The organism is Planotetraspora sp. GP83, from assembly GCF_041262585.1.
In the GTDB taxonomy this organism is placed as follows: domain Bacteria; phylum Actinomycetota; class Actinomycetes; order Streptosporangiales; family Streptosporangiaceae; genus JAOEGB01.
On record NZ_JBGCBZ010000006.1, the window covers coordinates 166,994 to 186,203 of the forward strand.

Consider the following 19,210-nt stretch of genomic DNA (forward strand, 5'->3'; position numbering starts at 1 on the left):
TTAACGCTTGCTGTACTGCGGAGCCTTACGAGCCTTCTTGAGGCCGTACTTCTTCCGCTCCGTGGCGCGGGCGTCACGGGTGAGGAAGCCGGCCTTCTTCAGCGGCGGGCGGTTGGCCTCGGCGTCCAGCACGGCGAGCGCGCGGGACAGGCCCATGCGCAGGGCGCCGGCCTGGCCGGTCACGCCACCGCCGTCGATGCGGGCGATGACGTCGAACGCCTCCTCGGCGCCGAGCACCACGAAGGGCTCGTTGACGATCTGCTGGTGGACCTTGTTCGGGAAGTAGACGTCCAGCGAACGGCCGTTGATCGTCCACTTGCCAGTGCCCGGCACGATGCGGACACGGGCGACGGCCTCCTTGCGGCGGCCGGTGCCGTACGAGTTGCCCGTGGTGACGGGCTTGCGCACGGGGGCGTCGCCGGCGGGCGCGGACTCAGTGGTGTACTCGGACGGGAACTCCTCCGCGGAGAAGTCGTCCGGCTCGCCCTCGACGAGCGTCTCGATACCGGTGGGCTCGGCCACGGTTCTCCTCTTACTTTCCTGGCTCGGCGTTACTGGGCGATCTGGGTGATCTGGAAGGACACCGGCTGCTGAGCCTGGTGCGGGTGCTCGGCGCCGGCGTAGACCTTGAGCTTCTTCACCATCTTCCGCCCGAGGGCGTTCTTGGGCAGCATTCCCCTGACCGCCTTCTCGACGGCTCGGTCCGGGCGCTTCTCCATGAGCTCGCCATAGGCCACGGAGCGCAGACCGCCGGGGTAGCCCGAGTGGCGGTACGCCTTCTTCTGCTCGAGCTTGTTTCCGGTCAGGGCGACCTTGCCGGCGTTGATGACGATGACGAAGTCACCCGTGTCGACATGCGGGGCGAAGATCGGCTTGTGCTTGCCGCGGAGCAGGGTGGCGACGTGGCTGGCCAGCCGGCCGAGCACGACGTCGGTGGCGTCGATGACGTACCACTGACGCTCGACGTCGTTGGGCTTCGGTGAGAACGTGCGCACGGCAGTGCCTTCTGTCGGGATGTGAACTCTCGGTAGGTTGCGCAGGCACGGCGACAACCTCCGTCTCCACGTATATGGGAGAAGACGCCGGACGCGCCGTGCACCGGTCTTCAGTCAGACCGATCCACACACAACGAACTAGCAGACTACCGAGCGCGAGGCCACAGGTCAAAACGCGGCGCCCTCGGCCGCCCGCGGTGGCCGAATCAAGGACACCTTAATGCCGATTCACCGCGCACGCCCGAACGGCGAGCCGCCGCGGGGCGCATTGGAACGTCTCATTTGAACGTTCAGGAAATACTTTCCCGCTGGCCTCTTCTTCACCATGCCTCAGATCCCTATATTTGGCTGCGGTATGTGGCAGACCCCTCACACCCGGCATACCCAACGGACGTCCCGGCGCGGGACTCACTTGGGCCTGTTCGCGTGCGTTGTGGCCGTCCTGCTGCTGGGGGTCGTCATCGGCCGGGTCTCCATGGCGAGGGACGGCTCCAACGAGGTCTACCTGCGCAACTCCGAGCCCACGCCCACCCCTGCCCGCGCCGCGACCGGGAGCCGGAAGCACCGCCCGCCGCTGGACCATGTCATGCGCACCCACTCGCCCACCGCCAGCACTCCGGCCGGCTCGATCACCAGGCCGACGCGCAAGCCGTCCACGATGATCGACGGCTCAGCCGGTGACGGGCCGCAGTGGAACTCCTTCACTCCGGAGACCACCACCGGGGACGCGGGGAGCGGCAACGACGTCGCGGGCTTCCCCGGCATGGAGAACGAGGTCGTACGGCTGGTCAACGCCGAGCGGCGCAAGAAGGGCTGCGGGGCCCTGCGGGTGGATCGCCGCCTGGTCCAGTCGGCCCGGGCCCACTCGGCGGAGATGGCCGCGACCAATCATTTCGACCATTCCTCGCCCAACGGCGGCACACCCTGGGACCGCATGGGCGCGGCGGGATACAAGGACGGCGGCGCGGAGAACATCGCCCGGGGCTACCAGACCGCGGAGGAGGTCGTGCAGGGCTGGATGGCCAGCCCCGGCCACCGGAACAACATCCTCAACTGCCAACTGGTCGCGACCGGCGTGGGAGTCAACTTGGGCACGGGTGGCCCGTGGTGGACCGAGGACTTCGGTTATTCCTGACCCTTCCTCATGTGTCCTGATAGCCGACTAATCTCAGGCGCATGGGTTATCCCGGCGACCAGCAACCACATCGCCAGCCGCACCTCCCCTCCGGCCAGCCCCGCTGGCGGGACGCTCCGCCGTACGAGGCCGGAGACGAGGCCGGAGACGGCGCCTCGCCGTACGGCTTCGCGGGGCGGCGCAGGCGCGAGCCCTCCCCGTTCGAGCGGGAGCAGGCCCCGCAGCATGACGACCGGGACGATTCCTCCCCATACGGAACGCCCGGCGGGGCGCCGCCTTATGGGGCGGCGGGAGGGCGCTGGCGGGACGACCCAGCGGGCGGCCCGGGGAGCGGCCCCGGTTCCTCGGGGATCGGCTCGGGGATCGACTCCGGGATCGACTCCGGGATCGACTCCGGGATCATGGACGGGCCGACGCACGACAGGCGATCGGCCGCGGCGTCCGTTCCACCACCTCCCGAGCCGATGTGGGACCCGGACGCCCCCGTCCCCCTGTGGCGACGGCCGCTCGTGCTGGGCGCCGCCCTGCTGGCGCTGATCGGCGCGCTGTTCCTCGGCCTGTGGGTGGCCGCCCGTGGCGACAAGCCCGTCCGTACGGTGACCGCCCCCACGCCGTCGCCGCTCGTCCCCTCCGGGCCCGGAGGTCAGTACGGCTACGCGGGCTCCCGTGCCACGGACAAGGCACCGCTGTCGGCCAAGGAGCTGTTCGGCAAGAAGAAGATCGGCGAGGGCGCCCAGTCGTATGTCATGACGGTGTGGCGCAAGGAGAAGTCGTGCGCCGACGGGATCACCGGCGAGAAGATCGCCAAGGCGCTGCGCGCCGGCCGCTGCACGCAGTTGATCCGCGCGAGCTTCAAGAACGGAAATGGGACGATCATCGGCACGGTCGGCGTCGCGAACCTCAAGACCTCCGCCGCCGCGAAGAAGGTCGCCTCGGCGGGCGGCGGCGGTGAGCGGAAGGACTACCTGAAGCCGCTCCCCGGCAAGGACGACGCCACCAAGCTGCTCGGAACGGGCGAAGCGTACGCGGGCGGCTGGACCCAGGGCCACTACACGATCCTGCTGTGGTTCCAGTTCAAGGACGGTCACAAGCCGAGCAAGCCCGAGTTGAAGCGGCTCTACCAAGCGGCCGTGGACATCACCGACAAGACAGTCTTCCCTGCCCTCGACACGCGGGCTCTGACCGGGAACCGCGGCTGAGGCTGGCGATTTCTTACAGGTTGTATAGGGCGATGTGCCCGGACAAACGCCGTCTTGACCCCATACGTAAACGCCCATAGCGACACGGCGATCTCGTCTGCGCCGATACGCTTCCGGATATGCGTGGCCAGGATTCCGGTTCCGAGCACGAACACGATACGGCGTGGACTCGCCGCGAGTCGGACGCCGACAGCTCGGCGGCACCCGCTATGCCACCGCCGAGCTTCGGCCAGCCGTCCGCCGGCGAAGGCGGGGCGTGGACCCCCGATGACGAGGCCTCGGCCTACAGCTGGTTCGCGGTTCCGCTGGCACAGGGCGACGAGGGCCCCTGGCAAGAGGGCTCTGCCCCCGTCCACCCTCCAGCCGGCAGCTCCCGCCCGTCCAACGCCTTCTACGCCTCCAGCGCCTATCCCGGGCACGCCGACGGGCCCACCGCCTCGGACGCCTCCGCGCCGGGACCCGATGGGCACGCTTCCAGCCCCGCTTACGGGCGGCCCGGCGCCTTACCCGCATCCGAGGCAGATCCCGGCCACACAAGTGGATCGCCCACGGCGGCGAACGCCTTCGCGGCGTCAGCCGGCCCGTTCCCCGCGCCCCCCGCTGACGAGCCCGCCTACGACGAATCCGAGGACACGAAGCGGTTCAGGACGGTGTCCGATTTCCCCCCATCGTCGCAGGCGCACACCGTCTCTCCGCCTCCCGCGTTCTTCGGGGGTCCCAGATTCCCCGAAGGGGCCGGCGCCCCTCAGGAGACTGGACGCCACGACGCCTCCAGCTCATCTGAGGCCACCACGCCGGCGGCACAGCCTTCGGGTACGGCGTGGCCCGGGGCAGCCGAGACGGCGAACGAGCCAACCCGGGAGTGGCCCCCCGCCGGCGCCCCGGTCGTTCCGGCGGCTCCGGCGGCTCCGGCGGCTCCGGCGTGGCAACCCCCGCCGGCCTTCGGTGCGGCCCCCTCGAGCGCGCCGGCGCCACAGGCCTGGCCTCCAGTCGCAGAAGATCCCGCCGGCCAGGCATGGTCTGACCAGGCGGCTCACCGAACCGGCGAATCGACCTGGCCCGCCGCAGGTGCCCACCCCTCAGGTGAGAGCCCTCACGCCACCGGCCAGGCGACATGGCAGCACACCCCCCAGCCACCCGTCGCACCCGCCTGGTCTGACGCGACCCCTCATCCCGCCGGCGAACCGGCCACCTGGCAAACGGAGACGCCGCATCTCCCCGCCGCACCCACATGGCAGGACCACGCCCCTCAACCACCCGCCGCGGCCGATTGGTCTGACGCGAGGGCTCACCCCACCGGCGAACCGGCTGCCTGGCCGGCCAGAGAGACCCTGCATGCGGGCGAGCCTCCGTGGCCTCAGGTAGGCGGAGGGACATCAGGAGGAGGCGGGTGGCCGCCTCCGTGGAACCCGCCAAGCCCGGCGGGCTCCGAGCAGCATGATGTGGAGGCCGGAGGCCAGGGGGGTCAGGGAGGTCAGCCGTCCGACGAGCCACCACCCGCCGACAACACCTGGCCGGCACGACAGGCCGTCTGGCCCGCTCCTGCCCCGGAGACCGGCGCGGCCCCAACCGCGCCGGCGTGGCCCGGTCAGGCCACAGCCAACGAGACGACTGCCGGGACGCCCACTTCCTGGCCCGGTCGCGACACCTCCGCGGACGCCTGGCCCGGGCCCGGCACGTCGGCGGAGACACAACCGTGGCGGGGCGGAACCAACGACCCGGCCCACAACGCCGGACCGACCGACGACGCCGCACCTGGTTCGGATGGGATCAGCACTTCCGCCGACGGCGTGAGCGGGGTCGCGGGTGCGGCCAGCGGGGGTGCGACCGGCGCGGGTGTGTTCGGTGCGGGTGTGGCCAGCGGGGGTGTCGCCGGCGCGGTTGAGCAGTCGCCGCATGCTGAGCCCGCACAGCCGTCCGCCACGCCGGCGGACGAGCTGTCTGGCAGCCGTCCGGAGCCGGAATCGCCGTCGGCGTCGGCGTCGGCGTCTGCACCGAGCAAGCCGTTCCGGGGCGGAGAGCCTGGCGACATTCCCGTGTGGCCGCCCAGGCTCCCCGGTGAGGCTCCCAGCCTCTCTGGCGAGGAATCCACACTCCCCGATCAGGCCGCCCAAGTCTCCAGTGACGCATCGGCACCTCCGGCCGAGACGCCCGGACTCCCAGGCCAGACCCCTGGACTGCCGGATCTGGCCGCCGGCGCCTCTGCCGGCGGACACGCGCTTCACGGCGAGACGCCCGGGGTGGCAGCGCGGGAAGCCGCCGATCACTCGGACGCGCCGGCACAGGAAGCGGTCATCGCAGAAAGCGCCGAGCAGGACGCGGCCCGCCTCGCGAGCGCCGACGGCGGCACAGTGGCCGGCCAGGCGGGAGCCGTACCGCCGACTCCAGGCTTGATCGCTGGTCCCGCACCTGCGGCGACGCCGGCTGCCTACGGCCCGGCAAGCGAGCCGTCCCAGAGCGATCCCGCGCACCACATCGCGCCCGAGCGAGCACACGGACTCGCGTACGAACCCCTGCACGAGCCCCTGCACCAACCTCCGCACGGGCCCGGGCAGGACATCGTGCCACGCAGCACCACCAGGCAGCCCGGCGCCCACCGGAGCGTCATCGAAGGACCCACTGGAGCCGCAGCGGCAGCCCTCGGTGAGCCGGGTGCCGTTGGTGATCGAGGTGCCGATGGTGAGTTGGGGGCTGACGCGCGAAGCGACGTGACGCCCATCCTCAGTGGGGACGTTCTCTCAGACGCCAGAGCGGCCCGAGACGCGGGAGCCGTGCGATCACCGCACTCGCTGCCCGAAAGCATGCCCGGCCCCGTCCAGGGTGAGAGTTCCTCGGGTGGGACCTTCGCGGGTGAGGCCTCTCAGGACGAGTTCTCCCAGGCCGTCACACCGGCGGCGGGTTTTCCGTTCCCCCCGGGAGGCCCTGCGCCGGCCCTTGAGGAACCTTCCGGCTCCGAGTCACCATCCCCGATCCCATCCCCGATCCCATCCCCGATCCCATCGCCTCAGACGACGACTGGACCGATGCCCCGAACCTCGACGCAGCAGAACCCGGCAGCTCAGCCCTCCACCCCTCAGGATGCGAGAGCCCAGGACTCGGCGACACAGGGCACACCCTTCGCGTTCACCCCGGTGACGCCGCCGAGGTCGAAAGCCTCTTCGCCATCCGGATTCGGCGCGGCGCCTTCGACGGCGTTCGCGCCGGGACAGGGCGGGGGCGGCCCACAGGAGAACCTGCCGGTCCTGCTCCCCCAGAGCACTCCTCCGGACGCCCCGCGTGGCACGGCGAAGAAGGTGCTGCTCGCCGCCTGCGCCGTGGTGGTCGTCGGCGCCATCGGCACGGCTGCCTACTACGCGTACACGGACAAGCCGACGAACGCCGCGCTGAGCGGCACGCCGTCGGCGACCAACGCCCCGGACGCGACCTCGGCGGCCCAGCCGACCCCGATGGCCACCGCGGTCCTCGATTCCGAGGCGACCGACCCGCGCAAGCTGACGCTGGCGGAGGCGTTCCCGGATTCGCGGGTCACCCTGGACGGGCGGACGTTCAAACGCGTCAAGGTCGACATGACGGACGACTGCGCCGACGCGGCGGCCGGCGTCTTCGCCGAGGCGCTCAAGCAGCAGCAGTGCCGCCGGGTGCTGAGGGCCACCTACGTGGACGGTAAGCGTGATTACGCGGTCACGACCGGCATCGCCGTACTACCGACGAAGGACGCCGCGCTCACCGTCGACCAGAGGAAGGACCTCAACGGCAACCTGTGGTTCCGGGGGCTGAACGGCAACGCCGCGAGCGGCGCGGACCGGGTGGCGATCTCCGGCGGCTACGCGGCCGGGATGGTCTGGGGACGCTACATCATCTTCAGCTACGCGACCTACGCCGACGGCCACACTCCGGACGCCAAGGACAAGAACCTCGGGCCGGTCAGCGGCGCCTTCCGGGACCAGACCGCCCAGGTGATCGAGAAGCGCGTCACGAGCTGAACGTGCGGACCCGGCGTGTCGCGGCGGCACGCCGGGCCAGCTCCTCCCCTGCCGGGTAGCGCACCTCCTCAAGGGTCAGCCCGTGCGCGGGCGCCACGTGCACGCCCGAGTCCCGTACGGCTGCCGCCAGCACCTGGCCGGGCCACTCGACCGGGCGCCTGCCCTCTCCGACCGCCAGGAGGGAGCCCACGAGAGCCCGCACCATGGAGTGGCAGAAGGCGTCGGCGACCACGGTGGCGAGGATGATCCCGTCGTTACCCCTAACCCAGTCGAGCCGCTGGAGCTCCCGGATGGTCGTCGCGCCCTCGCGTCTCTTGCAGAACGCCGCGAAGTCGTGCTCGCCGAGGAGTCGCGCCGCGCCCGCGTTGAGGAGATCCACATCGAGCGGCCGGTTGTGCCACAGGACGTCCCGCCGCCTCAGCGGGTCCACACCCCCGGGCGCGTCGCTGACGCGGTAGCCGTACCGCCGGGAGAGCGCGGAGAACCGGGCGTCAAAACCCTCAGGGGCGACGGAGACGGCATGAACCCGAACATCCAGCGGCAGGATCCCCGCCAGCCGTCTGGTGAGCGCAGAGAGCCACTGAGGGCCGTTCTCCCTCCAGGCGGCCTCCACGTCGGCGGGGGGCTCCCCACGGCCGGCCGTGAGATCGAGAACCGCCAACGAGACGACGGGGAGATCAACGTGGGCCACCTGTCCGCGGGCGTGGACTCCGGCGTCGGTACGACCGGCCACGGTCAGCGCGGGAGCCGCGTCCAACCGGAGGATGCGGCCGAGGGCGTCCTCCAACTCACCCTGGACCGTCCGGCGGCCCGGTTGCCGCGCCCACCCGGAGAAGTCGGTCCCCTCATAGGCCAGGTCGAGCCTCAGCCGCTCGTGTCGGTCCACGACGTCCCTCCCGTACGGCATGCGAGAGCCGTACAAAACGAAAGCGGGCCCAGCGACCCCCCGAAGGGAGACTGAGCCCGCTCGCGAAGCCTTGCGGAGTGTCTCGCGGATCTCGTCAGACGACGGATCCAGGGGACACGACCTGGATCAGGCCTCGTCCTTCTTCTCGTCCGTGCTCTCGGAAGCCTCGGCCTCGGCAGTCTCCGGAGCCTCGGCCTCGGCGGCCGGGGTCTCCTCGACAGCCGGAGCCGTCTCAGCGGCCGGAGCGGTCTCAGCGGCCGGAGCCGTACGGGACACGCGGACCGGGTTCAGCTGCTCGGTCACCAGCTCGATGACCGCCATGGGGGCGTTGTCGCCCTTGCGGGGGCCCACCTTGGTGATCCGGGTGTAGCCACCGGGACGCTCGGCGAACGTCGGCGCGATCTCGGTGAAGAGGTGGTGGACGACGCCCTTGTCACGGACGACGGTCAGCACCTGGCGACGGTTGTGGATGTCGCCCCGCTTCGCCTTGGTGATCAGCCTCTCCGCGAGCGGGCGGAGCCGCTTGGCCTTGGCCTCCGTGGTCCGGATCCGGCCGTGCTGGAACAGCTGGGTGGCGAGGTTCGCCAGGATCAGCCGCTCATGCGCCGGGCTGCCGCCCAGGCGGGCGCCCTTGGTGGGCTTGGGCATTTCATGCTCCTCATGGATAACCCGCCCCGGCCGTACGAGGTACCGGGGTCGGGCCGACCGGCGAACCGGTCGTATCTAATTGCTGCTCAGTACTGCTCGGTCTCGATGAAGCCGCCGTCCTCGTCGTCGTACCCTCCGCCGGCGACCGCGGTGGGGTCGAATCCGGGCGGGGAGTCCTTGAGGGCGAGAGCCATCTCGTGCAGCTTCTGCTTGACCTCTTCGATCGACTTGGCGCCGAAGTTCCTTATGTCGAGCAGGTCCTGCTCGCTGCGGGCGACGAGCTCACCCACGGTGTGGATGCCCTCGCGCTTGAGGCAGTTGTAGGAGCGGACCGTGAGGTTGAGCTCCTCGATCGGCAGCGCCAGGTCGGCGGCGAGGGCCGCGTCCGTCGGCGACGGGCCGATGTCGATGCCCTCGGCCTCGACGTTGAGCTCGCGGGCCAGGCCGAAGAGCTCGACGAGGGTCTTGCCGGCCGAGGCCACCGCGTCGCGGGGCTTCATGGACGGCTTGGTCTCGACGTCGAGGATCAGGCGGTCGAAGTCCGTGCGCTGCTCGACACGGGTCGCCTCGACCTTGTAGGTGACCTTGAGCACCGGGGAGTAGATGGAGTCGATCGGAATCCGGCCGATCTCCTGGCCCGGCTGCTTGTTCTGCGCCGCGGAGACGTAGCCGCGACCGCGCTCGACGGTCAGCTCCATCTCCAGCTTGGCCTTGCCGTTGAGCGTGGCGATGTGGAGGTCCGGGTTGTGCACCTCGACACCGGCCGGAGGCGCGATGTCGGCGGCGGTGACCTCGCCCGGGCCCTGCTTGCGCAGGTACATCACCACGGGCTCGTCATGCTCGGACGAGACGACCAGCGACTTGAGGTTCAAGATGATGTCGGTGACGTCTTCCTTGACCCCGGGCACGGTCGAGAACTCGTGAAGCACGCCCTCGATGCGGATGCTGGTGACGGCCGCCCCCGGAATGGAGGACAGCAGCGTGCGCCGCACCGAGTTGCCGATGGTGTAACCGAAGCCCGGCTCCAGCGGCTCGATGATGAACTTGGACCGGTGCTCCTCGAGCGACTCCTCCTGGAGGCTCGGGCGCTGTGCGATGAGCATGTGATGAACTCCTTCTGGGACGGTGCCGCGCGTCGCTCCCTGCGCGGCGGTCCCTTCACTACGGCGGCGCCCGCTATTTGACGCCACTCGCTTACAACCATGATGCCGTACGGCTCGCACGAAGCGGGCCGTACGGCGTCATCGCATGGTCGCGAGGCCCTACTACTTGGAGTAGAGCTCGACGATGAGCTGCTCCTGGACCAGCGTGTCGATCTGCTGGCGGACCGGGAGCTGGTGCACGAGGATGCGCATGCTGTCCGGCACGACGCCCAGCCACGCCGGGACGGTCTTGTCACCGGCGGTGGCGCGGGCCACCTCGTACGGAAGCAGGTTGCGCGACTTCTCGCGGACCTCGATGATGTCGTGTTCGCGCACGCGGTACGACGGGATGTCGACCTTCTTGCCGTTCACCAGGATGTGTCCGTGACGGACCTGCTGGCGGGCCGCGTCGCGCGACTCGGCGAACCCGGCGCGGTAGACCACGTTGTCGAGACGGCTCTCCAGGATCTGGAGGAGGTTCTCGCCGGTCTTGCCGGACTTGCGGTTGGCTTCCTCGTAGTAGTTGCGGAACTGCTTCTCGAGGATGCCGTAGATGCGGCGGGTCTTCTGCTTCTCACGAAGCTGGAGCTGGTACTCAGACTCCTTGGGACGGCCGCGGCCGTGCTCACCCGGCGGGTAAGGACGGATCTCGATGGGGCACTTCGCGGACTCGCACTTCTTGCCCTTGAGGAAGAGCTTGGTCTTCTCCCGGCGGCAGAGCTTGCAGTCCGCACCCGTGTAACGAGCCATTTCTCTCTATCTCCTGGACTCAGACGCGGCGGCGCTTGGGCGGACGGCAGCCGTTGTGCGGAACCGGGGTGACGTCCTGGATGGACCCGACCTCGAGTCCGGTCGCCTGAAGCGAACGGATCGCGGTCTCACGGCCGGAGCCGGGGCCCTTGACGAAGACGTCGACCTTCCGCATGCCGTGCTCCATAGCCCGGCGCGCGGCGTTCTCGGCGGCCATCTGCGCGGCGAACGGGGTGGACTTACGGGAGCCCTTGAACCCGACGTGGCCGGCGCTGGCCCAGGAGATCACATTCCCGTTCGGGTCGGTGATCGAGACGATCGTGTTGTTGAACGTGCTCTTGATGTGGGCGTGCCCGTGAGCGACGTTCTTCTTTTCCTTGCGGCGCACCTTCTTCGGTGCGCCCTGGCGGCTCTTCGGCGGCATTTAAGCGCTATCTCCTGGAATGTGGCTGCTAAGGACTACTTCTTGCCCGGCTTCTTCTTGCCGGCCACGGTCTTCTTCTTGCCCTTGCGGGTGCGAGCGTTCGTCTGCGTCCGCTGACCGTGGACAGGCAGGCCCTTGCGGTGCCGGATGCCCTGGTAACAGCCGATCTCGATCTTGCGGCGGATGTCGGCCTGAACTTCGCGACGGAGGTCACCCTCGATCTTGTAGTTCGCCTCGATGAAGTCACGCATCGGCACGAGCTCGGTGTCGCTGAGCTGGTGGACGCGCAGGTCGGGGCTGACACCCGTCGCGGCCAGGATCTCCTGAGCGCGGGTACGGCCGATTCCGAAAATGTAGGTGAGAGCGATCTCCAACCGCTTGTCGCGGGGGAGGTCGACGCCAACCAGGCGAGCCATGGTGGGCATTCTCCTTCGTTGTGGCGGAGGTCCTGCGCCTCACTACCCCTCCCCATGCCCGGGGTGAGGGCCCCGGCCTCCGACCGGGGGTCTCCCGCGTGGTACGGCTCCGCGCGGAAAGTTCCGCATGGAAAGCCGCCTTCACGGGTGTGACGCGCGATTACTTTTCTCCGGTTCGGCCCGTCTCGCGGCGAAGCGCTTGACGGCCCGGACCGACGGCCCCACATACGTCGAGTCCGCTACTGGAGCGGACTCTGCGGGGCCTTGGGCGACTAGCCCTGGCGCTGCTTGTGGCGCAGGTTGTCGCAGATCACCATGACGCGACCGTGCCGGCGAATCACCTTGCACTTGTCGCAGATCTTCTTGACGCTCGGCTTGACCTTCATAGTCCTTATTCGTTCCGCGTATGGCCCGACCTCTACGAGGAGGGACCTACTTGTACCGATAGACGATCCGCCCACGACTGAGGTCGTAGGGGCTCAGCTCGACGACTACGCGGTCGTCGGGAAGGATTCGGATGTAGTGCATCCGCATTCGCCCACTGATGTGGGCGAGGACCTTATGGCCGTTGTCGAGTTGCACCCGGAACATCGCGTTCGGGAGCGACTCAACCACAGTGCCCTCAATCTCGATGGCGCCGTCTTTCTTGGCCATGGCCCTCGCGTTTCGCTGATCGGTCGTCTGAGGTTCGGAACACTAAGCAGCCGCGACCTTCGCACGCTTCCAGAGAGCGGCGGTCAGCCAGACCGCCTGTGCGCAAAAGGCCATAGTGAACCGACAAAGTAGTGTACGACAACCTGCTTCCAAATGCGAAACGGAGGCATGGTGTACCGACACAACCAGATCAAAGGGTACCCCAGATTCCGGGCGCGGCTCGCCCCCGGGGAACAGCACCGCGCCCACCCCTCCGGCACCGCCGATATGCCGGATGGATGGGCGCGGGTCGATCATCGCCACGTACGCTCCAGCAGGCTGGGCCGTACGGGGCGATAAAGATCACTTACCCCGCGGAAAACCGGCCAATGGCGGCCCATCGGCAAAGAGTGCGTCTGACCGCAGAGACCTCTCTTCGCGGCGGAACGCGGAAAGGGGCCCGCCCCGAAGGACGGACCCCCATGTGATGGATCCCCGGACCGGGCCCCGAACAGGCCGCGGCCCCTCGGAACACGTCTTAGAACACGTCGTGCCAGCCGCCGCAGTCGCTCACCGGGCCGCCCTCGCAGACGCGGATGTCGAAGTCGTCGAACCCGTGGCTCCTGCTGAAGCCGCCGAAGTTGCCGATGTGCAGGTGGCTGAAGGTCCGGTACGACTTGAAGTGGGTGCCGCCGTCGTCGTGCCAGCGGAACCAGACGTAGCTGTACTCGTGGTCGTGGTCGCCGTCGTACAGGTCGCCGAAGAACCAGTAGCGGCCGTGGTCCTTGTACCAGTAGCCCTTGCTGAAGTACGACCGGTCTCCGCGGTCCTCGTCGTGGCTGCCGCTGTAGCTCGAGTAGGTCGTGCCGAAGAAGTGCTTGAAGGGGCTCGACGCCTCAGCGGTCGCGGCCTGGGCGGCGGGGGCGGCCACGAGACCGGCGGCCAGAGCGCCGGCGACAGCGGTACCGGCCAGAATGGTACGAATCTTGCTCACGATGTCCTCCAGGGGATTTCCGGAAGATGCTGCTCATCTCCGGACACCCCCGAAGTTACGGAGGATCCGCCCGCCGTTCTGCGGAGGAATGCACACTCAGCGATTCGGGAAATGCGGAAAAATACGTGCTCCCCGACCAGGGGGAGGGCTATCGGCGGCGGTCGGATCCGTGCACGCCACCGAAAAGGGTGCCGAGCAGCAGGATCGCGCCCCACGGACCCATCACCCACAGCGGCCACGGGTAGACCATCTGCCCGGAAGTGATCCCGACGATGAGCCAGACCACCCAGTTGACGCCGCTCGCGACCGCCCACGCCGCCCAACCGGCCTTCAACGCGCCCTGAGCGGCCCCCGGACGGGCGGGCCGCCCCCGTGGGGCCGACACCGTGGCGGGCAGGGTGTGCAGGTCGATCTCCGGCAGGTCCGAGGTGAGCTTCGCCAGCTCGCCGTACGTCCGGCTCTGGTAGACCTGCTCCAGCCGCTCGTTGAACTCGTCAACGCTGAGCCTGCCCTCGGCGACGTGTTCGCGCAGCGCCGCGGCGACCCGATCCCTGTCGCCGTCAGACGCCCGCATCTCCGGAGTTGCCGCCATCACCATCTCCCGCTGATCCGCGCGATAAGACCATTATGTTTCACGGCTCGGGTACGGCAGGCCGTACGGGGTCAGGCGTTCTCGCCGGCCTCGGCGAGCGGCCCTCCGAGGCGGGACTCTCCCCCGTCGAGCGCGGTCAGCACCAGCGGGCCGTCGTCGGTGACGGCGACGCTGTGCTCGAAGTGCGCGGACTGCTTGCCGTCCAGCGTGACGACCGTCCAGTCGTCGGCGAGGACCTTCGTGCGGTCGGTGCCGAGGTTCACCATGGGCTCCACGGCGAAGCACATGCCGGTCTCCAGGCGCGGCCCCCGCCCAGGACGGCCGTGGTTGGCCACCCAGGGGTCCATGTGCATCTCGGTGCCGATGCCGTGCCCGCCGTACTCGGCCGGGATGCCGTAGCGGCCCTGGGAGCGCACGTACCTCTCGACGCGGAAGCCGACGTCCGACAGGTGGCCGCCGACCGTGAGCGCGGAGATGCCGCGCCACATGGCCTCCTCGGTGACCCGCATCAGCTCGGTCAGCGCGGGATCGACCTCGCCCACGGGGACCGTGATCGCCGAGTCGCCGTGCCAGCCGTCGAGGATCGCCCCGCAGTCGATGGAGATGATGTCGCCCTCGCGGAGCTTGCGCCGGTCCGTGGGGATGCCGTGGACGACCTCGTCGTTGACGGACGCGCAGATCGTGGCCGGGAAGCCCTGGTACCCCTTGAACGACGGGATGGCGCCCTCTCCCCGGATGGCCTCCTCGGCGATGGCGTCGAGGTCGAGGGGGGTCAGGCCGGGCTCGACCGACGAACGCAGCAGTTCGAGCGTCCGGGCCACGACCAGACCGGCCGCCCGCATCTGCTCGACCTGTTCGATGGTCTTGATCTGGATTCCGTGCTTACTCTTCTTGAACACTTATGGCACCCCCTCGCCTGATTGTCCCATAAATGGCTGAACGCCACCCCATGGATCGGGGCGGCGTTCGACGCCACGGTAATGACTCAGTCGGCGAACCGTCGCAGAGCCGACATCGCCCGCTGGGTGACCTCCTCGACCGGGCCGGTCGCGTCGACCCCGACGAGGATGCCCTCGTCGGCGTAGAAGGAGATCAACGGCGAGGTCTGCTCCTGGTAGACCTCCAGGCGGTGCCTGATGGTCTCCTCGCGGTCGTCGTCGCGCTGGAAGAGCTCGCCGCCACAGGCGTCGCAGACGCCCGGGGAAGCCGGCGGGTCGAACAGCACGTGCCACACCTTGCCGCAGGAGCGGCAGGTGCGCCGGCCCGCCAGGCGCCGCACGACCTCGTCGTCGTCGACGACCAGCTCCAGGACCAGATCGAGCCCGGTGCCGAACTCGGCCAGCATCTTCTTCAGGATCTCCGCCTGCGGCACGTTGCGAGGGAAGCCGTCGAGGAGGAAGCCCTCCTGCGCGTCGTCCTCCGCGAGGCGGTCACGGACCATGGCGACCGTCACCTCGTCGGGGACGAGGTCGCCGCGGTCCATGTACTGCTTGGCAAGCTTGCCGAGGTCCGTGCCACCGGAGACGTTGGCGCGGAAGATGTCGCCTGTCGAGATTTTCGGGATCGACAGATGCGAAGCGATGAACTGGGCCTGCGTCCCCTTGCCCGCTCCGGGGGGCCCGACCAGGACGACGCGCACTATCTCAGGAAGCCCTCGTAGTTGCGCTGCTGAAGCTGGCTCTCGATCTGCTTGACCGTGTCCAGACCAACACCAACCATGATAAGAATGCTGGTCCCTCCGAACGGGAAGTTCTGACTCGCTCCGGCCAGCGCCAGCGCGAGGATCGGGATCAGCGAGATGACACCCAGATACGGAGCGCCGGCGGCGGTGAGCCGCGTGAGCACATAGTTCAGGTACTCAGCGGTCGGCCGGCCCGGACGGATGCCCGGGATGAACCCACCGTACTTCTTCATGTTGTCGGCCACTTCAACGGGGTTGAATGTGATGGACACGTAGAAGTAGGTGAAGAAGATGATAAGGAGGAAGAACGTGGCCATGTAGGTGGGGTGGTCGCCCTTGACCAGGTTCTGCGCCAGCCACTCCACGACCGCGTTGGGCTGCGAGCTGTTGCCGAACAGCGTGACGAGCAGCTGCGGCAGATAGAGGAGCGACGAGGCGAAGATGACCGGGATGATGCCGGCCTGGTTGACCTTCAGCGGGATGTAGGTCGAGGTCCCGCCGTACATCCGGCGGCCCACCATGCGCTTGGCGTACTGCACCGGGATGCGCCGCTGCGCCTGCTCGATGAAGACCACGACCGCGATCATCACGATGCCGACGATCAGGACCACGAAGAACTTGAACGCGCTGAGGCGGTAGATGTTCAGCAGCTCGGCCGGGAAGACGGCGACGACCTGCGTGAAGATCAGGATGGACATGCCGTTGCCGACGCCTCGGTCGGTCACCAGCTCGCCCAGCCACATGATCACGGCGGTGCCGGCCGTCATCGTGATCACCATCGTGACGATGGTGAAGACGTCCTGGTTGAGCAGGATCTGCTCGCGGCAGCTCGGGAACAGCGAGCCGCTGCGGGCCAGTGCGACGAATGCCGTCGACTGGAGGACCGCGAGGCCGATGGTGAGGTACCGTGTGTACTGCGTGATCTTGGAGGTGCCGGCCTGGCCCTCCTTCTTCAGGGCCTCCAGGCGCGGGATCACCACCGTCAGGAGCTGCAAGATGATGCTCGCGGTGATGTACGGCATGATGCCGAGCGCGAACACCGACAGCTTCAGCAGCGCACCGCCACTGAAGAGCTGCACCATTCCGTAGATGTTGCCGGAGTCGCCGGCCTGGGCCTGGTCGAGGCAAGCACGGACGTTCGCGGCGTTCACGCCGGGAGTGGGAAGTACCGAGCCGAGCCGGAACAGCGCGATGATGCCCAAAGTGAAGAGCAGCTTCTTACGCAGGTCAGGCGTCCGGAATGCCCGGGTAATCGCGGTTAGCACGGTCCCTCCTGCGCGCCTGTGACGCGGTAACGGTCGGCGATGGTCTGGGGGGCGTCCATCGACATGTCTTCTTGCCAGTGAGCTTGCGATTGAGCTTGCGGGTGAGCGTGGGCGGGCAGGAAAAGAGCCCGCTGCCCAGCGAACTCTAACGCACTACGGGCGCGGAGGCTCATAACGAACCTCCGCGCCTCGCGCAGCATCATGCCTACAGCTCGGAAACCGAGCCGCCGGCTGCGGCGATCTTCTCCTTGGCGCTGGCGGAGAAGGCGTGCGCCTGCACGTTCAACGCCACGGAGATCTCACCGGTTCCCAGCACCTTGACGGGCTGGTTCTTACGGACGGCACCCCTGGCGACCAGGTCGTCCAGCGTGACGTCGCCGCCCTGCGGGAACAGCTCGCCGAGCCGGTCCAGGTTGACGACCTGGTAGGTCGTCTTGAACAGGGCGTTGGAGAAGCCCTTCAGCTTGGGCAGCCGCCGCTGGAGCGGAACCTGGCCACCCTCGAAGCCGAGCGGGACGTTCGTCCGGGACTTGGTGCCCTTGGTGCCGCGACCGGCGGTCTTGCCCTTGGAGCCCTCGCCACGGCCCTTGCGGACCTTGGACTTGTGGGCGCCGGGGGCCGGACGCAGATCGTGCAGCTTGAGCGGAGCGTTCTCAGTCATGACTAGTCGACCTCTTCAACTTCGACGAGGTGCGTCACCACGGCGACCATGCCCCGGATCTCCGGGCGGTCCTCCTTGACGACGACGTCACCGATGCGCTTCAGGCCCAGCGAGCGAAGCGAGTCACGCTGGTTCTGCTTGCCACCGATCTTCGACCGGGTCTGGGTGATCTTCAGACGCGCCATGGGCTAGCTCACCGCCTTCGCCGCGGCGGCGGCCTCGGCGAGGCCCTCCGCGCGCGCCTTCAGCATCGCCTTGGGGGCGACGTCCTCGATCGGCAGGCCACGGCGGGCGGCGATCTCCTCGGGCCTGCTGAGGCCCTTCAGAGCCGCCACAGTGGCGTGCACGATGTTGATCGGGTTGTCCGAGCCGAGCGACTTGGACAGCACGTCGTGGATCCCGGCGCACTCCAGGACCGCGCGGACCGGGCCACCCGCGATCACACCGGTACCGGCCGAGGCCGGACGCAGGAGGACGACGCCCGCGGCGTCCTCGCCCTGCACGGTGTGCGGGATGGTGCCCTGGATGCGCGGCACCTTGAAGAAGTGCTTCTTGGCCTCCTCGACGCCCTTGGCGATCGCCGCGGGCACCTCCTTGGCCTTGCCGTAGCCGACCCCGACGAGGCCGTTGCCATCGCCGACGATGACCAGCGCGGTGAAGCTGAAGCGCCGGCCACCCTTGACGACCTTGGCCACTCGGTTGATCTTCACGACGCGCTCGATGTACGAGACGCCCTTTTCTGCGGCGCCACCGCGGCGATCGTCACGACGGTCACGCCGCTCGCCACCGCCGCCTGCGCCGCGACGCGGTGCTGCAGCCATCAGTGGTTCCTCTTCTCGTTGCTCATGCGGGCCATCAGAAGTTCAGCCCGCCTTCACGGGCGCTGTCCGCGAGAGCGGCGAGCCGCCCCGCGTAGCGGTTGCCACCGCGGTCGAACACGACAGCGGTGATCCCGACGCTCTTGGCCCGCTGAGCGAGAAGCTCGCCGACCTTCTTCGCCTTCTCCGTCTTGTCACCCTCGGCACTGCGAAGCGAGGCGTCCATCGTGGAGGCGCTCACCAGCGTGTGACCCTTGGTGTCATCGACGATCTGCACGAACAGGTGTCGCGTGGACCGGTTGACGACCAGACGCGGACGCTCTGCCGTACCGAAGACGGTCTTGCGGACGCGGCGGTGCCGGCGGGCCCGCGAGACGGCGCGGGCGGCCGTGTGCTTGCCGAACGCAGTCTTGCCAGCCATGCCTACTTACCAGCCTTTCCGACCTTGCGGCGGACAACTTCACCCTGGTAGCGCACACCCTTGCCCTTGTAGGGGTCGGGCTTGCGCAACTTCCTGATGTTCGCGGCGACCTCGCCGACCTTCTGCTTGTCGATGCCGTCCACGTGGAACAGGGTCGGCCTCTCGACTCGGAAGGTCACGCCCTCGGGCGCGTCGACGATCACCGGGTGGCTGAAGCCGAGCGAGAACTCCAGCTGCGTCGGGCTCTTGGCCTGAACGCGGTAACCGACACCGACGATCTCCAGCGTCTTGGTGTACCCCTGCGTCACGCCCGACACCATGTTGGCGATGAGGGTGCGAGACAGGCCGTGCAGCGCACGAACCTTGTTCTCGTCGTTGGGGCGGCTGACGGCGATGGTGCCGTCCTCGGTCCGAGACACCTCGATGGGCTCGGCGACCGTGTGAGAAAGCGTGCCCTTCGGCCCCTTGACCTGGACATCCCGGCCATTGATGGCGATGTCGACACCCGTGGGTACGGGGATGGGCAGCCGTCCGATTCTCGACATG

The 19,210-nt window shown here is 68.5% G+C and carries 23 protein-coding genes; 3 read left to right on the forward strand and 20 right to left on the reverse strand.

Translation table 11 applies throughout. The annotated features are described in order from the left end of the window. Both rpsI and rplM read right to left on the reverse strand, forming a co-directional pair. Window positions 1–522 (reverse strand): 30S ribosomal protein S9, encoded by a 522-nt coding sequence (gene rpsI, locus ABH927_RS10995; RefSeq protein WP_370020483.1) that lies wholly within the window; start codon window positions 520–522, stop codon window positions 1–3. A 29-nt stretch (window positions 523–551) separates the two neighbouring features. Further along, window positions 552–995: a 50S ribosomal protein L13 gene (gene rplM, locus ABH927_RS11000; RefSeq protein ID WP_370020485.1), complete on the reverse strand. Its 444-nt coding sequence runs from the start codon at window positions 993–995 to the stop codon at window positions 552–554. Between the two features lie 412 nt (window positions 996–1,407). Here rplM and ABH927_RS11005 point away from each other — a divergent pair, with 412 nt between their 5' ends. From ABH927_RS11005 to ABH927_RS11015, 3 genes are all read left to right on the forward strand, one after another. Beyond that, complete coding sequence (locus tag ABH927_RS11005; protein ID WP_370020487.1) at window positions 1,408–2,130, forward strand: CAP domain-containing protein; 723 nt, start codon at window positions 1,408–1,410, stop codon at window positions 2,128–2,130. A 41-nt stretch (window positions 2,131–2,171) separates the two neighbouring features. Next, entirely contained in the window at window positions 2,172–3,329 is a 1,158-nt protein-coding gene (locus tag ABH927_RS11010; protein ID WP_370020489.1) for a hypothetical protein, read from the forward strand. A 3,023-nt stretch (window positions 3,330–6,352) separates the two neighbouring features. Beyond that, a complete protein-coding gene (locus tag ABH927_RS11015) occupies window positions 6,353–7,312 on the forward strand; it encodes a hypothetical protein (RefSeq protein ID WP_370020490.1) in 960 nt (319 codons plus the stop codon). Here ABH927_RS11015 and truA read toward each other — a convergent pair. The 18 genes from truA to rplF all read right to left on the reverse strand — a co-directional run bounded on the left by truA (window position 7,302) and on the right by rplF (window position 19,209). Next, a complete protein-coding gene (gene truA, locus ABH927_RS11020) occupies window positions 7,302–8,219 on the reverse strand; it encodes a tRNA pseudouridine(38-40) synthase TruA (protein WP_370020492.1) in 918 nt (305 codons plus the stop codon). The genes ABH927_RS11015 and truA overlap by 11 nt on opposite strands. 126 nt (window positions 8,220–8,345) lie before the next feature. Then, window positions 8,346–8,867, reverse strand: coding sequence for a 50S ribosomal protein L17 (gene rplQ, locus ABH927_RS11025; protein ID WP_370020494.1), 522 nt, complete (start codon window positions 8,865–8,867; stop codon window positions 8,346–8,348). Window positions 8,868–8,953: 86 nt separating this feature from the next. After that, window positions 8,954–9,970, reverse strand: a complete 1,017-nt coding sequence (locus ABH927_RS11030; protein WP_261581164.1) for a DNA-directed RNA polymerase subunit alpha — start codon at window positions 9,968–9,970, stop codon at window positions 8,954–8,956. A 162-nt stretch (window positions 9,971–10,132) separates the two neighbouring features. Further along, the gene (gene rpsD / locus ABH927_RS11035; RefSeq protein ID WP_370020497.1) at window positions 10,133–10,759 is read right to left on the reverse strand and encodes a 30S ribosomal protein S4; all 627 of its coding nucleotides are present in this window, start codon (window positions 10,757–10,759) and stop codon (window positions 10,133–10,135) included. 19 nt (window positions 10,760–10,778) lie between these two features. Beyond that, window positions 10,779–11,183, reverse strand: a complete 405-nt coding sequence (rpsK, locus tag ABH927_RS11040) for a 30S ribosomal protein S11 (RefSeq protein ID WP_020542285.1) — start codon at window positions 11,181–11,183, stop codon at window positions 10,779–10,781. A gap of 35 nt (window positions 11,184–11,218) precedes the next feature. Next, window positions 11,219–11,599 (reverse strand): 30S ribosomal protein S13, encoded by a 381-nt coding sequence (rpsM, locus tag ABH927_RS11045; protein ID WP_370020500.1) that lies wholly within the window; start codon window positions 11,597–11,599, stop codon window positions 11,219–11,221. Window positions 11,600–11,871: 272 nt separating this feature from the next. Further along, window positions 11,872–11,985, reverse strand: a complete 114-nt coding sequence (gene rpmJ, locus ABH927_RS11050; RefSeq protein WP_003956441.1) for a 50S ribosomal protein L36 — start codon at window positions 11,983–11,985, stop codon at window positions 11,872–11,874. A 46-nt stretch (window positions 11,986–12,031) separates the two neighbouring features. Next, window positions 12,032–12,253, reverse strand: a complete 222-nt coding sequence (infA, locus tag ABH927_RS11055; RefSeq protein ID WP_012887858.1) for a translation initiation factor IF-1 — start codon at window positions 12,251–12,253, stop codon at window positions 12,032–12,034. 517 nt (window positions 12,254–12,770) lie between these two features. After that, complete coding sequence (locus tag ABH927_RS11060) at window positions 12,771–13,226, reverse strand: hypothetical protein (protein WP_370020503.1); 456 nt, start codon at window positions 13,224–13,226, stop codon at window positions 12,771–12,773. Window positions 13,227–13,374: 148 nt separating this feature from the next. Continuing rightward, window positions 13,375–13,818, reverse strand: coding sequence for a DUF1707 domain-containing protein (locus tag ABH927_RS11065; protein ID WP_370020505.1), 444 nt, complete (start codon window positions 13,816–13,818; stop codon window positions 13,375–13,377). 71 nt (window positions 13,819–13,889) lie between these two features. Continuing rightward, entirely contained in the window at window positions 13,890–14,717 is an 828-nt protein-coding gene (map, locus tag ABH927_RS11070; protein ID WP_370020506.1) for a type I methionyl aminopeptidase, read from the reverse strand. A gap of 86 nt (window positions 14,718–14,803) precedes the next feature. Next, window positions 14,804–15,457 carry an adenylate kinase gene (locus tag ABH927_RS11075; RefSeq protein ID WP_370020508.1) on the reverse strand — a complete coding sequence of 218 codons (654 nt, stop codon included), beginning with the start codon at window positions 15,455–15,457 and terminating at the stop codon, window positions 14,804–14,806. Continuing rightward, the gene (gene secY, locus ABH927_RS11080) at window positions 15,457–16,764 is read right to left on the reverse strand and encodes a preprotein translocase subunit SecY (protein WP_370020510.1); all 1,308 of its coding nucleotides are present in this window, start codon (window positions 16,762–16,764) and stop codon (window positions 15,457–15,459) included. Before secY ends, ABH927_RS11075 begins: the two co-directional genes overlap by 1 nt. 205 nt (window positions 16,765–16,969) lie before the next feature. After that, complete coding sequence (rplO, locus tag ABH927_RS11085) at window positions 16,970–17,425, reverse strand: 50S ribosomal protein L15 (protein WP_370020512.1); 456 nt, start codon at window positions 17,423–17,425, stop codon at window positions 16,970–16,972. 2 nt (window positions 17,426–17,427) lie between these two features. After that, window positions 17,428–17,610, reverse strand: coding sequence for a 50S ribosomal protein L30 (gene rpmD / locus ABH927_RS11090; protein WP_030451484.1), 183 nt, complete (start codon window positions 17,608–17,610; stop codon window positions 17,428–17,430). Window positions 17,611–17,613: 3 nt separating this feature from the next. Beyond that, a complete protein-coding gene (gene rpsE, locus ABH927_RS11095) occupies window positions 17,614–18,246 on the reverse strand; it encodes a 30S ribosomal protein S5 (RefSeq protein WP_261581153.1) in 633 nt (210 codons plus the stop codon). A gap of 34 nt (window positions 18,247–18,280) precedes the next feature. Next, window positions 18,281–18,664 carry a 50S ribosomal protein L18 gene (gene rplR, locus ABH927_RS11100; protein ID WP_370020515.1) on the reverse strand — a complete coding sequence of 128 codons (384 nt, stop codon included), beginning with the start codon at window positions 18,662–18,664 and terminating at the stop codon, window positions 18,281–18,283. Between the two features lie 2 nt (window positions 18,665–18,666). Next, a complete protein-coding gene (gene rplF, locus ABH927_RS11105) occupies window positions 18,667–19,209 on the reverse strand; it encodes a 50S ribosomal protein L6 (protein ID WP_370020517.1) in 543 nt (180 codons plus the stop codon). Window position 19,210 lies beyond the last annotated feature (1 nt).

Excerpts from the sequence above, each read along its gene's own strand:
- ABH927_RS11010 (WP_370020489.1), top strand. The coding sequence starts at position 2,172 with ATGGGTTATCCCGGCGACCAGCAACCACATCGCCAGCCGCACCTCCCC.
- ABH927_RS11015 (WP_370020490.1), top strand. The coding sequence starts at position 6,353 with ATGCCCCGAACCTCGACGCAGCAGAACCCGGCAGCTCAGCCCTCCACC.
- truA (WP_370020492.1), bottom strand. The coding sequence starts at position 8,219 with ATGCCGTACGGGAGGGACGTCGTGGACCGACACGAGCGGCTGAGGCTC.
- rplQ (WP_370020494.1), bottom strand. The coding sequence starts at position 8,867 with ATGCCCAAGCCCACCAAGGGCGCCCGCCTGGGCGGCAGCCCGGCGCAT.
- ABH927_RS11030 (WP_261581164.1), bottom strand. The coding sequence starts at position 9,970 with ATGCTCATCGCACAGCGCCCGAGCCTCCAGGAGGAGTCGCTCGAGGAG.
- rpsD (WP_370020497.1), bottom strand. The coding sequence starts at position 10,759 with ATGGCTCGTTACACGGGTGCGGACTGCAAGCTCTGCCGCCGGGAGAAG.
- rpsK (WP_020542285.1), bottom strand. The coding sequence starts at position 11,183 with ATGCCGCCGAAGAGCCGCCAGGGCGCACCGAAGAAGGTGCGCCGCAAG.
- rpsM (WP_370020500.1), bottom strand. The coding sequence starts at position 11,599 with ATGGCTCGCCTGGTTGGCGTCGACCTCCCCCGCGACAAGCGGTTGGAG.
- rpmJ (WP_003956441.1), bottom strand. The coding sequence starts at position 11,985 with ATGAAGGTCAAGCCGAGCGTCAAGAAGATCTGCGACAAGTGCAAGGTG.
- infA (WP_012887858.1), bottom strand. The coding sequence starts at position 12,253 with ATGGCCAAGAAAGACGGCGCCATCGAGATTGAGGGCACTGTGGTTGAG.
- ABH927_RS11065 (WP_370020505.1), bottom strand. The coding sequence starts at position 13,818 with ATGGCGGCAACTCCGGAGATGCGGGCGTCTGACGGCGACAGGGATCGG.
- rplO (WP_370020512.1), bottom strand. The coding sequence starts at position 17,425 with ATGACTGAGAACGCTCCGCTCAAGCTGCACGATCTGCGTCCGGCCCCC.
- rpmD (WP_030451484.1), bottom strand. The coding sequence starts at position 17,610 with ATGGCGCGTCTGAAGATCACCCAGACCCGGTCGAAGATCGGTGGCAAG.
- rpsE (WP_261581153.1), bottom strand. The coding sequence starts at position 18,246 with ATGGCTGCAGCACCGCGTCGCGGCGCAGGCGGCGGTGGCGAGCGGCGT.
- rplR (WP_370020515.1), bottom strand. The coding sequence starts at position 18,664 with ATGGCTGGCAAGACTGCGTTCGGCAAGCACACGGCCGCCCGCGCCGTC.
- rplF (WP_370020517.1), bottom strand. The coding sequence starts at position 19,209 with ATGTCGAGAATCGGACGGCTGCCCATCCCCGTACCCACGGGTGTCGAC.